Source organism: Corallococcus aberystwythensis (assembly GCF_003612165.1).
GTDB lineage: Bacteria > Myxococcota > Myxococcia > Myxococcales > Myxococcaceae > Corallococcus > Corallococcus aberystwythensis.
The window spans coordinates 25,278-37,146 of the sequence record NZ_RAWK01000068.1; the positions used below are offsets into that span (position 1 = coordinate 25,278).

An 11,869-nucleotide genomic window follows, 5' to 3' on the forward strand; every position below is an offset into this window, starting at 1 on the left:
CCCTCCCTTGAGGTCCTGTCATGCGGCCAGGGTGACGCCCAGGCCCGGCGTCCGCGCGTCGCGCACGCCGAGCTTCACCAGATGATTGAGCACCGTCCGAGAGATGTGCTCGGGCGAGGCCAGCCTGCGTTCGAGCGCCTCACGGCTGGCGCTCACCACGTGGCGCGGCGGCACTCCCGGCGGGATGTGCCCGCGCGCCAGTGACTCCGCGGCCCGGTCGATGCGCTCCTGATCCGACGGCCAGAAGGGCACCACGTCCACCAGCGCGCGCTGCGCCAAGCCCCGGCGGGGCTGGAAGGCAATCTCATCCACGACGTGGGGGATGAGCCGCGCCGCCGTGCACAAGAGCAGCCGCGGGATGCGCGCACCCGGCAGCCGCGCGCGGTACAGCCGGTTCCAGTTGTCACGCACGTCCCGGGCCCGGCGAAGAAAGCCCATGCGCCGGAGCATCTCCGCCTGGATGAACACCCGCAGGAACGGCGTGGGGTGCGCGCTGAGCGGGTGGAACGTCAGCACCCGTGACGGCGGGTACGCGAGGAAGTCCTTCATCGAGTGCACCGACGCGGGCCCCCCGAGCAGGCACGCGATGAGGTCCGCGAAGATCTCCTTGTGCCAGCGGCCCCACAGGCGCGTGAGCCACGGGTTGCCGGTGGCGTGCAGCACCCGCCGCTGGAGGGCCACCTGCGTCTCCTGCCAGATGCCCAGGTCCGCCTGCAGGTTGTGGCCGATTTCATGGAGGATGACCCCCATGCCCCACGGGGCCTCCACGCGCTCGTAGGGCACGCGGATGAGCGGGAAGGGGTTGCGCTCCCCGAGCAGCCGGCTCAGCAGCACGCCGCGCCGGAAGGTGGCCGGGGAGAAGCCGTGCTCCAGGTAGGTGACCGGCTTGAGCATCGGGCCGTGCAGCAGGCCCGGCGCGGCCTTGCGCACCGCCTGGAAGCAGTCCACCGCGATGGCGTCGCAGGCCGCCAGCGCCGGGGCGAACCGCGTGCCCCGCTGGCTGAAGACGTCGAAGAAGAGGCCGTAGGCGCGGCGGGCGCGGTCGATTTCGCGCTCCAGGAGCGCGTTGCGCTCCAGCACCTCGTCCGAGGTGGGAGGCGCGTCGCGCAGCCGGCCGTTGAGGCGCGACAGGGCGCGGCGCACGTCGCGGTCGATTTCGCCCAGCCGCGCGTTGGCCGCGGCGAAGTGCGCGGCGGAGGGGGCATAAGGGACGTCCCGGGGCCGGATGCCCACGTCCTGCGGCGTGAGGCGCGACAGCCGCCCCGCCCGGAACGTGATGCTCTGGACCTTGGCCCGCAGGAATTGCTGAAGCGCGTCCGCCATGTGCCCGCCCCCTTCCGCTCACGCCACCTGACTCACCGCACGACGATGCGCACCGGTCCCCGCAGGGTGACGGTCCGCATCCGGCGCAGGCCGGGGCCGCCCATCATGGGGTTCAGCCGGCCGCGCATGCCGGGCCGGCGCAGGCCCGCGCGCGCCCGGAGCTGCCGCACGCCGGACAGCGGCCGGGCCAGGCGGCGCACCACGCGGGGGCTGGAGATGACGCGCCCGCCGATGCGGCGGAGCATCCGCGGCACGGCCTGCGGGCTCGCGCCCTGCTGACGCACCAGCCGGGTGACCTGACGCACCACGCGCGTCACCGCCGGCAGGGCCCGCGCGCCGTAGCGCGAGGTGATGCGCGAGGCGAGCTGCGACGTCATCTGACCCACCGCCCGCCCCAGCGCCCGGGCCTGCTGGGGCTGCTGCCGGCGGCGCGCGGGGGACATGGTGTTGCGCACCACGTGCCGCGCCGCGAGCCCGCCCAGCACGCGGTTGAAGGCGTCCATGTCCTCGTCGCTGGCGTAGTCCCCGGCGGCGTCCGCGAAGGCGTCCATGGCGTCCGCGCGGAGCAGCCCCGCCACGGTGCGGCCAATCTCCTGGCCCGCGATGCCCCCCAGCCGGGGCGCGGCCTGGCGGATGAGCCGCATGGCGATGGGCATGGCCCTGCGGCGGATGCGCTGGAAGGTGGGCCCGGCCACGGTGGCCAGCCGGCGCGCGCCGGCCGCCAGGCGGCGGAGGAACTCCTCCTCGTCCTGGGCGTCCATCGCGTCGGCGAAGGTGTCCTCCAGGGCGTTGGGGTTGTCCATCTCGAAGCCTTCGCCTTCGAAGGACTCGTCCATGGCCTGGGGGTTGTCCCCCTCGAAGCCTTCGCCCTCGAAGGACTCGTCCATGGCCTGGGCCTGGGGGGTGTCCGACTCGAAGCCCTCCTCCATGCCCTCCATCTCGAAGCCTTCGCCCTCGAAGGGGTCGTCCATGGCCTGGGGATTCTCCGTCTCGAAGCCCTCGCCCTCGAAGGGCTCGTCCATGCCTTCCTCCTCGAAGCCCTCCTCGCCCTCTGCCAGCAGGTCGGACATCTCATCGCCCTGGCCCGAAAACTCCTCCTCGAAAGGCTGCGGTTGCATGGGTACTCCTCCTTGTCCTGAAGACTTCGTGAGTGGTTGGAACTAGGCGCGGCGGACGGCCGCGGCGGCGACCGCGGACACGGGGACACGGCGCAGCACCAGCCGCCGGGCCTGCACCCGCTGCGCCGCCACCCGCGCCGGGATGACGCCCAACGAGGGCACCTGCACCGCGCGCGTGAGCACCCTGCGCCCCGCGCCCTGCACCACCCTCGGCAGGGCTCCAATGGCCCCGCCGGGGCCGCGCAGGCGCAGGTTCCCCGCCGCCAACCGGGCGATGAGGCGCATCAGCCGCAGCCGCCGTCCCGCGGTGCCCGGCACCTGCTGGATGGCCCGGATCAGCTGCTGCTCCACGCTGCGCGTGCGCGAGCGCAGCACGCCCTGGGCGGCGGCCCCGAGCGAGGTGCTCATGGGCACGGCCTGCCGGGTGACCACCCGCGCCGCGAGCCCCGCGCCCAGCGGCAGTGCCACGGCGGCGGGCACCTGCCGCGCGTCCGCCATGTCCGCGAGCGCATCCAGCGACGCGTCATCATCCGCGCCGTCGCCGCGCAGGATGGAGGACGCGATGCGCCCGCCCACGCCTGGAATCAGGCCACCCACCGCCCCCGCGAGCGCACCGCGCAACCCCTGTCCCCGCAGCAGTCCCTGCGCCGCGCCAACGCCCGCCGCGACCACACGCCCCCAGGGCCCCGCGAGCCCCGCCACGCGCTGGACGACCGGCAGGGCGCGAGCGAGCAGCGGCCCCGCGCGGCGCAGCGCCGCGGCCCCGAGCTGGCCCGCCCGCCGCACGCCCCTCGCCACACCGCGCGCGGCGCTCCGCACGCGCCGGGCGACGCGGCGGAGGAAGGCCTCGGCGTCATCCGCGTCCATGGACTCCAGGACGAAGGGGTTGAGCGTCCGCGCGAGCGTCACCGCGGCGGGGCCGGACACGAGGCGGTTGCTGGTGGCCGGCATGAACAGACCGCTGACCGGGTTCGCCTCGAACCCTTCGAAGCCGTCCTCCTCCAGGAAGGCGTCCTCCGCCTCGGCCTCGGCGAACAGCTCCTCGAAGCCGTCGTCCTCGAACCCGGAAGGCTCGAACCTCGAGGGCTCGAAGCCCTCTGGCGCGAAGGGGTCCTCCTCGAAGCCCTCGGGCGCGAAGGACTCCAGGTCGCTGAATTCGTCCGCCAGGTCCTCCAGCTCCTGGAGGGCATCCGCGCCCTCCCAGGCATCCATGGCGTCGAGGGACTCCACATCGGACATGTATTCAGCGCTGGTCATCGCTTCCCCCTCGCATGGCGCAACCTCCGCCTTCACGGGCCCCAAGTTGGAGAAGGCACACGGAGAGTGGCAGTCACTCGTTTGAGCTAGTGCTGGCAGAATCCCGCCCGACATGACCCTGGAAGAGACGATGCGGGAGCTGGAGCGGCTGGGCACGGAGCAGACGCGGAAGACCTATCTGCGGCACGGCGCTCCACCGCCGCTGTCCGGTGTGAACTTCGGTCCGTTGACGGCGTTGAAGAAGCGCACTGGCACGGACGGCGCGCTCGCCCGGGCGCTCTGGGCGTCGGGCCACGCGGAGGCCCGGCTCCTGGCGACGCTGGTGGTGGACGCGCCGCAGATGCCCTGGAAGGAACTGGATGCCTGGGCGAAGGGGCTGGACTGGCACACGCTCACGGACGTCTTCGTGACGAACGTGGTGCTGCGCTCACCGCACGCGGCGAAGGCGCTGACGTGGACACAGTCGAAGTCCGAATGGGTGGGGCGGGCAGGGTGGCAGAGCCTGGCCGCGCTGCTCACGAAGACAGCGGTGCTCGCGGACGAGGACCTGCTGCCGTGGGTGAAGCGCATTGAACAGGAGCTGCCGGGCGCGAAGAACCGCGTCCGCGAGGCGATGAACAGCGCGCTCATCGCGCTGGGCGCCACCGGAGGCGCGGTCCAGACCGCGGCGCTCGCGACGGCGAAGCGGCTGGGCAAGGTGGAGGTGGATCACGGCGACACGGCCTGTGAGACGCCGGATGCCACCCGGTACATCCAGAAGATCCAGGCCCGGAAGGAAGCGAAGCCCCAGGCCACGAAGGCCAGGGTCGCGAAGCCCGCGGCCTCCAAGCGCACGCGGCCCCGGGCCTGAGACGGTCCCGCGCCCGGCGCATCGCACGCCGGGCGCAGGCCCCAACTCACCGGCTCAGTTCTTCACGCACGCGGCCTGGCCACCCGCGTCCTTGTACGCCTTCACGCGCTTCACCAGGTTGCCGCCGTCCGTCTCCGGCGTGGTCTGTTCGTAGTTGCCCGCGCCGAAGAGCATGCCCACGCCGCCCGCGGCGGCCACTTCACCCGGGTGGGTGAGGAAGTAGTCCACGCGGTTGTCGCGCCACTTCTTCTCCTCGTTCGGCAGGCCCATGTGGCCCACCGGCAGCTGCCACCACAGGTGCGGCTTGTTCAGCCGCGTGGAGACGGCCTTCGCCCAGGTGAAGGCCTGGTGGAAGTGCGGCAGTTGACGGTTCTCAGGGTCCCACCACCCCGCCTTGCCCTGCGTCTCCTGGTACCAGCCCGCGTCGCGGTCGGACGCCTCCACCGTGACGAAGTCCGTGTCGCCCGCGCCCACGGACAGGAGGAAGTCCGCGACCTTGTTCGCCTCGCTCGCCACGTCGAACGACGGGTCCGTGTTGCCGGACACGTCCGTCTTCGTCGCCCACGCGCTCGCGTGCAGGCCCACCTTCGCGTTGGGCGCGTACTTGCGCACCATGGCGATCATGCACTTGCCCAGGCCCGCGGCGTTGTTCTCCTGGCTGCCGCAGTCCGTGGGGTTCGCCGCCTTCACCGCCACCGCGGTGGACTGCGCCCGGCCGTCCTTGGGGAAGAACTGGAGGTAGGCCCACATGTCCGGCTCAATCTGCAGCAGCACCTTCTCCTGGCCCACCTGCTTCAGCAGGAAGCGCCAGTCCGCGAGGTAGCGCCCCAGGAACGCCGCGTCGTTGAGCGCCTTCAGCTGCTCCTCGCCCTCCGTGTAGCCGCTGGCCTGGAACGCCTCGTAGTAGGTGAGGAAGGGGAGCTGGCCCTTCGCCTGCGTGGCCTTGATGAAGTCGCGCACGTAGGCGCCGGGCGCCTCCGAGACGTCCTGCCAGCAGCCCCACCAGTTGCAGCCGCCGTTGGCGCACGACGTGCCACCGGACGAGCACCCGGACGTGCACGACTGGCACGCGTCCTTCGAATCGAACACGCCCGCCGCGATGTACAGGTAGCGCACGTCGAAGGGCGCCTTCGCCGACGTCTCCTCCTCCATCTGCGCGCCCACCAGCAGCGTGCTCTTGCCCAGCGTGGTGAGGAACTTCGCGCCCAGGCACTCCGAGCCTTCGCCCGGCGTCACTCCGGGCCCATCCGTGCCCGGTCCGGGTTCTTCACCCGGCTCACTCGAATCCGAACAGCCCGCCACGGCCAGCAGGCCCGCGGCGAGGAACGGCCAACACTTCCGACGAAACAGGGCAGGGGTCCGCATGATGTCCGAAACTCTACTCCGCCCCCGTCCCCGCATGCCGCTCCCCACTGAAGGGTTGTTCTCGCATTCCGGGAAAGTCTTGAGTCATGCTCGCCCCACCGGCGAGCAGCCGGGCCTTCCCCCCGAGGTGTGCGAGATGAAGCTCCGATTGTGTGTGCTGCTGGTGCCGGCGCTGCTGGCGGCCAGCTGTGGTCCCCTGGATGAGAGCCCCGCCGAGCCGGTCATCGACGAGCTGACCGGGCAGGTGCTCCAGGAGGCGACGACGAAGTACGACATGCACCGCCTGCTGGAGAACTCGGATGTCACGGGCGGCACGGGCATCACGCCGGCCCAGGTGCAGGCGTTCCTCCAGCAGCAGGGCTCGTACCTGGCGGGCTACACGGACCCGGCCTACGGCAAGACGGCGGCGACGCTCATCGTGGAGCGCTCGCGCGCGTCCAACATCAGCCCGCTCTACATGCTGGCCCGCATCCAGGGCGAGTCCAGCCTCATCCAGAGCGGCACGTCCACCAACCTGAGCAAGGCCACGGGCTGTGGCTGTCCGGACACCAGCGGGTGTGACGCGCAATACGTGGGCTTCGGCAAGCAGGTGGAGTGCGCCGCGAAGAAGATGCGCGGCTACCTCACCGACCTGGAGGCGGGCCGCGCCACCATCTCCGGCTGGAAGACGGGGGTGACGAAGTCCACGTCCGACCCGTGCTCGGTGAAGCCGGTGAACCACGCCACCGCCGCGCTCTACACGTACACGCCCTGGGTGGGCGCGTATGCCATCCAGTGCGGCCGCACCACGGTGGGGGGCTCATCGCTGATGGCGTCCATCTACAACCGCTACAAGACGGCCTACCCGTGGACGCTCACCACCGCGGAGGGTTGCTACTCCGGCACGGTGGACGCCACGGTGCCGGAAGGCTCGTGCGTGCAGAGCTCGTCGGACGCGCTGTGGCGCCAGTGCTCGCAGGGAGTCTTCATTGGCGGCACCACCGCGAAGCCGTCCAACTGCAACGTGTCCTTCCCGTACTGCGCCTCCACGCGCCTGGGCCGCAGCGTGCCCACGCGCACCTGCGTGCAGGTGAGCAGCACCCTGTGGCAGCAGTGCGGCGCGGAAGGGGCGTGGCGGGACGCGCCGGGCGCGGGCACCACGGGCGTGGGGCCCGTGGGCACGTGCTACGCGGCGTACCCGCTGTAGGCCGTCACACGGCCGCCCGGACGGGAAGCGCTTCGCGTCCGGGCGGTCAGTATTCCTTCGACCAGATGAGGTCCAGGCCGCCGGAGCGCGCGTCGCCGTACATGCCCTCCAGGCTCCAGCGCGGGCTGAAGAGGTACTGGAAGCGCACGGAGTTGGCGTTCTCGCCGCGCTGCAGGTTGGCGCCCACGCGGCCGGTGTAGCCCACATAGATTTTATCCGTCACGTACGTGCCCACCTCCAGCTTGGTGCCGGCGATGCCGCTGTCACCCGCCTCGATGGAGAGCACGTCCAGGGGCAGCTTCGACGCGATGGCCTTGCGCGCCTCGTTGGCGACGAGCGAGCCCACCACCGAAGCCGCCTGCGCGCCCGCGTTCATGGACGCACCGGAGCCGCGCTCCAGCGTGCGCCGGCCGGTGGCGAGCAGCGTGTAGATTTCCGACTCCGGCAGGGCCGGGTCGCTCGTCGTCTTCAGCGTCACCTCCTCGCCCTGGCCGCGGACGGTGACGAAGACGGTGACGGCCGCGTTCTCGTTGCGGTGCTCGGCGGTGACGTTGATGTACGGCGCCATCACCGGGCCGGTGAAGCGCACCTGGCTGTCGCGCTGCACGTCGAAGCGGCGGCCCAGCACGTCCACGCGGCCCAGCAGCACCATCACCTCGCCGAACATGCGCGCCTCGTTGGCGTACTCGACGCGGAAGCCCTCGGACAGGCCCAGCTGGACGTTGAGGTCCGTGCCGCGCACCCACAGGTTGCGGGGCGCGTTGATGTTCACCCAGAACTGACGCTGCGGCGCCTCCTCGTCCTCGCCCTCCTCCTCCAGGGCCTCGGCCTCCGCCTGCGACGTGGGGCCGCCCGCGCCCCCGCTGCCGCCGCCCACGGTCGACTCCGGGTTGCCGGGCATGCCGGGCGAGTCCGGGGCGTTGCGCGGGTTCTGGGCCTTCTGCGACGTCGCCACCTGCGTGGGCGCCTGCTCCTTCTTCTTCTTGCGCTTGTCCACCGGCACGCCGTTGCGGACCATCACCACGTCCACGGGGCGCTCCAGGGGCTGCAGGTCCTTGCGCTTGGCCTCCGGCAATTCGACGTGCGCCTCCGGGATGGACAGGTCGCTGATGTTCACCAGCCGTTCGCTGAGGCTGCCCTTCATGGTCAGGTTCAGCGACAGCAGGGCCATCAGCTGGTCCTCCACCACGATGGGCAGGTTCTTGGTGTTGCCCTTGCCCTCCATGATGAACTCGCCGCTCTTGCCCTGGCGGTTCGCGGTGGCCGTCAATGACAGCGTGCCGTTGCCGGACTTCGCGGTGAGCTGCTTGAGCTCGATGCGCTCCTGCGACGCGTTCAGCGCCAGCTGGATGTCGTGGTACTCGCCAAAGCCCATCAGCCCCAGCTTGCCGTCCTTCCACGCCAGGTTGCCCTTGAAGGTGGGCGCGCCCACGGTGCCGCCCAGGTTCGCGTCCGCCTGCATGATGCCGCCCAGCGAGCGCACGTACGGGGAGATGCCGGAGAGGAACGTCGGGTCGAAGCGGCGCGCGCGCAGCGACACCTCCACCGGCGCCCGCTCCGCCTTCTTCGCCGGCCCCTGCGCGGACTGGAACGCGGGCAGGGACAGGTCCAGCCCCAGCGTGCCGCCCAGGACCAGCGACCCGCCACCCGGCGCGGTGAGCATCGCGTCGAAGAGGGACTTCGCCTCGGAGTAGGAGAAGTGCAGCCGCGCCTGCCCCAGCGCCGTCTGCGCCACGCCCAGGCCCTGCAGGCCGCCGTTCAGCTCCAGCTCCGGAGCCTCCGGCGTGCCGCGCGCGACCAGCTCCATGGACAGCACGCCCTGCGGCCCGCGGTTGCCCGGGCCCGGGTCCACGACCATGCCGGGAAGCTCGCTCAGGGGCACGGGCCCCACGCGCCCCTTCATGCGGAAGGGCACGCGGGCGATGACCTCGCGGTCCTGGAGCGCGGCCAGCGGCGCCAGCACGCGCGCCTCCAGCGTGGCCAGCGGCCCGTTGGGGCGCTGCACGTCCAGCGTCAGCTTCACGTCCTTGTCGCCCGCCAGCGCCAGCGCGGTGCCGTTGAGGGGCGGCAGGCCGTTGGCGGTGACGGCCCTGGCCTGCATCTCCACGCGGCCCTGCGGCGCGAGCGCGGAGCCACTCACGTCCGCCTTCAGCGTCACCGTGCCGGCCGGCTTGTCCACGCCCTCGGCGCCCTGGAGCAGCGTCAGCGGCAGCTCCGCCACCAGCGCCTCCAGGTGCAGCGGCGCCTCCAGCGCCTGCGCGGGCGTGGGCGGCTTCGCGATGACGCCGCCCAGCGTGAAGGGCGTCTTCAGCGCGACGTAGGCCTGCGGGGCAATGCCCTTCAGGTCCAGCCGCGCGCCCAGCGTGGCGTCGTTCGCGTCGGAGTTCGCGTGCAGCTCGAAGCCCAGCGCCTGCGCGAAGAGGGCCTCCGGACGGCCGGGGTAGCGCAGCTCCGCGCCCACCACCTTCAAGTCCAGGCGCGGGTCCTTCGCGGAGCCGTTCACCACCAGCGTGCCGGTAATCTGGCCCGTGGGGCCGGGCGGCTGGTTCGCCAGCTTCAGCGTCTCCGCGATGTCCAGCTTCTCCAGGTTGACCGTCAGGGACATGGGCTCGTTGCGCCGGCGCAGCACGCCCTGCACGGGCACGTCGAACTTCGACGACACGCGCGCCGCGTTCAGCTCCGCGCCCAGCGTGCCGGTGGCGCGGTCCTTCACGTACTGCGCCTTCACCTGGAGCCCCAGGCCCTGGTAGCCACGCGCCTTGCCGTCCGCCAACGTCAGGTCCACGTCCGCGTCCGGCCGGGCCATGCGCCCCTTCGCCGCGACGTGGCCGGACAGCGTGCCGCCCAGGCCCAGGTCCTCCGGCACCGCGATGCGCGGCAGCCTGGACAAATCAAAGGCACCCAGGTCGATGCGCGCGTCCACGCGCTCGCCGTCCTTCACCGCGGCCACCTTCAGCGTCTGCGGCCCGGACGCGAGCGTCAGCGGCGGCTCCAGCGCGATGCGCCCGCCCCCGAAGGCCAGGTGCGTGGGCTGCTGGAGCGTCCAGGTGGCCTCCGGCCACGACAGCGAGAAGGCGCGCATGGCGAGCCCCTCGTTGTCCTCGTCCACGGTGCCCTCCACGCCCAGCGCGAGCTTCGCGTCGCCGTCCACGCGCACGCTCGCCTTCAGCTCGCGGTTGTCGTCGGTGGTGAGCGCCAGGGACAGGTCGCGGAAGGTCTTGCCCGCGGTCTTCAGCTGGCTCACCAGCACGGTGGCGTCCGTGGTGAGCGGGCGGGTGACGTCCGGCACGCTCGCCTTGAGCGACAGGTCCGTGATGGCGATGTCGCCGTAGTTGAGCGCCACGAAGTTGCCGTCCGCCTTCACCCCCGGCGAGCGCGGCGGCCCCTGGACCTGGAGCTCCAGCGAACCGCTGCCGGACATGGGCGGCACGGTGCCACCGGGGAGCAGCTTGTTGAGCGCCTGCGACAGGAGCTTGAGGTCGCCGGCGGACAGGCTGCCGCGCGCCTCCAGCGCCTTCGCCGTGCCCTCACCGGACGCGATGAACGCCGCGCCCGGCATCATCACGCGCAGGTTGGCCACGTTGTAGCGGCCGTCCCTGGCGCTGGCCTTCAGCTCAATGGGGCCCACCGACTGGCCCCGGTACTCGGACGGGGACACCGTGAGGGCCACGTCGCCGTCCAGCGTCTCCACGCTGTCTCCACCACCATGCGCGATGAGGTCCGCGGCGATGTTGGTGGGGATGCCCCCCTCCATCAGCTCCGCCAGGTTGACCCCGCGCGCCTTCACGGTGGTCTCCGTGGTGCGGAACGTCTTGAGGTTCACGTCGCCGTTGAGGTCCAGCGTGGCCTTGCCCGCGGAAGCGCCCAGCTGCGCCTTCGCGAGGTCGCCGTCCATGGACGCGGTGCCCCTGGCTTCAATGGGCACCACCAGCGGGTACGCGGGCACGAAGGCCTTCACCGGCTCGGGCGGCACCGCCAGCCGGCGCAGCTCCACGGCCGCTGCCGTCTCGCCCGTCTGCTTCGCGCCCAGGTCCGCCTCGATGCCCGCCAGCGCAAGCTGCGCGTCCACCTGGCGCACCACGTCCTTGCCCTGGCCCTTGAGCACCAGGCGCACCGGGCCCGTGAGCGGGCGGGTGAGGCCGCCCGTGGCCTGGAGGTCCGCGGCGAAGTCCATGTCCGCCAGGCCGTAGTGGCCTTCACCCTTCGCGCCGAACTCCTCCAGGCGCACCTGGCGCTCGCCGCCGTCGGGCAGTTCCTGCTGGAAGTCCACGTAGCCGTGGCTCAGCTCGAAGTCCTTCAGGTCGATGCGCAGCGAGCTCTTGCTCTGGGTGGGCGGCTCCTCCGGCTTGGGCTCCCGGGGCTCCAGCGCGCGCATCAGGTTGAGGCCGCGCTCGTCCTGCACCAGGTACAGGCGGGGCGTCTCGATGCGCACCTTCGTCAGGTCCACGTTCTGGCCCAGGAGCGGCGCCAGGTTCAGCCGCGCCTCCACGCGGGCGATCTCCGCCGCCAGGTCGCCTTCCGGCGTGTAGATCTTGATGCCGGTGAGGACCGCGCCGTTGAGGTCCAGGTTGAACCCGCCCAGCTCCAGCCGGCCGGCGAGCTGCTTGTTCGCCAGGTCCACGCCGAAGCGCGCGATGCGGGCGGATCCGCCGGCACTGGTGGCGTACACGAGCGCGCCCACCACCAGCAGGACGATGAGTCCGATGAAACCAAGCAAGCCCCACAGGAGCCTCCGTCCCCAGCGCTTGCGCCGGTGGGGCGGGGCGGTGG

Annotated in this window: 7 protein-coding genes; 2 read left to right on the plus strand and 5 right to left on the minus strand. The window is 71.9% G+C overall.

Annotated features, from left to right (window positions below; genetic code table 11):
* Window positions 1–18: 18 nt before the first annotated feature.
* Genes D7W81_RS13450 through D7W81_RS13460 form a run of 3 tightly spaced genes read right to left on the minus strand, consistent with a single transcriptional unit; the run spans window position 19 to window position 3,698 of the window.
* Complete coding sequence (locus D7W81_RS13450; protein ID WP_120555761.1) at window positions 19–1,323, minus strand: hypothetical protein; 1,305 nt, start codon at window positions 1,321–1,323, stop codon at window positions 19–21.
* 32 nt (window positions 1,324–1,355) lie between these two features.
* Window positions 1,356–2,441: a hypothetical protein gene (locus D7W81_RS13455; RefSeq protein ID WP_120555762.1), complete on the minus strand. Its 1,086-nt coding sequence runs from the start codon at window positions 2,439–2,441 to the stop codon at window positions 1,356–1,358.
* 42 nt (window positions 2,442–2,483) lie between these two features.
* Window positions 2,484–3,698 (minus strand): serine/threonine-protein kinase, encoded by a 1,215-nt coding sequence (locus D7W81_RS13460; RefSeq protein WP_120555763.1) that lies wholly within the window; start codon window positions 3,696–3,698, stop codon window positions 2,484–2,486.
* A 112-nt stretch (window positions 3,699–3,810) separates the two neighbouring features.
* Here D7W81_RS13460 and D7W81_RS13465 point away from each other — a divergent pair, with 112 nt between their 5' ends.
* Window positions 3,811–4,548: a DNA alkylation repair protein gene (locus D7W81_RS13465; RefSeq protein ID WP_120555764.1), complete on the plus strand. Its 738-nt coding sequence runs from the start codon at window positions 3,811–3,813 to the stop codon at window positions 4,546–4,548.
* Between the two features lie 54 nt (window positions 4,549–4,602).
* On the opposite strand, the gene D7W81_RS13470 is transcribed toward D7W81_RS13465, so the two are convergent.
* A complete protein-coding gene (locus D7W81_RS13470) occupies window positions 4,603–5,913 on the minus strand; it encodes a hypothetical protein (RefSeq protein WP_244227197.1) in 1,311 nt (436 codons plus the stop codon).
* A 136-nt stretch (window positions 5,914–6,049) separates the two neighbouring features.
* Here D7W81_RS13470 and D7W81_RS13475 point away from each other — a divergent pair, with 136 nt between their 5' ends.
* Window positions 6,050–7,099 (plus strand): hypothetical protein, encoded by a 1,050-nt coding sequence (locus tag D7W81_RS13475; RefSeq protein ID WP_120555766.1) that lies wholly within the window; start codon window positions 6,050–6,052, stop codon window positions 7,097–7,099.
* Between the two features lie 46 nt (window positions 7,100–7,145).
* On the opposite strand, the gene D7W81_RS13480 is transcribed toward D7W81_RS13475, so the two are convergent.
* A partial coding sequence (locus D7W81_RS13480) for a translocation/assembly module TamB (RefSeq protein WP_244227198.1) occupies window positions 7,146–11,869 on the minus strand: 4,724 nt, incomplete at its 5' end.

Coding starts and splice junctions, on each gene's coding strand:
- D7W81_RS13450 (WP_120555761.1), bottom strand. CDS start 1,323: ATGGCGGACGCGCTTCAGCAATTCCTGCGGGCCAAGGTCCAGAGCATC.
- D7W81_RS13455 (WP_120555762.1), bottom strand. CDS start 2,441: ATGCAACCGCAGCCTTTCGAGGAGGAGTTTTCGGGCCAGGGCGATGAG.
- D7W81_RS13460 (WP_120555763.1), bottom strand. CDS start 3,698: ATGACCAGCGCTGAATACATGTCCGATGTGGAGTCCCTCGACGCCATG.
- D7W81_RS13465 (WP_120555764.1), top strand. CDS start 3,811: ATGACCCTGGAAGAGACGATGCGGGAGCTGGAGCGGCTGGGCACGGAG.
- D7W81_RS13470 (WP_244227197.1), bottom strand. CDS start 5,913: ATGCGGACCCCTGCCCTGTTTCGTCGGAAGTGTTGGCCGTTCCTCGCC.
- D7W81_RS13475 (WP_120555766.1), top strand. CDS start 6,050: ATGAAGCTCCGATTGTGTGTGCTGCTGGTGCCGGCGCTGCTGGCGGCC.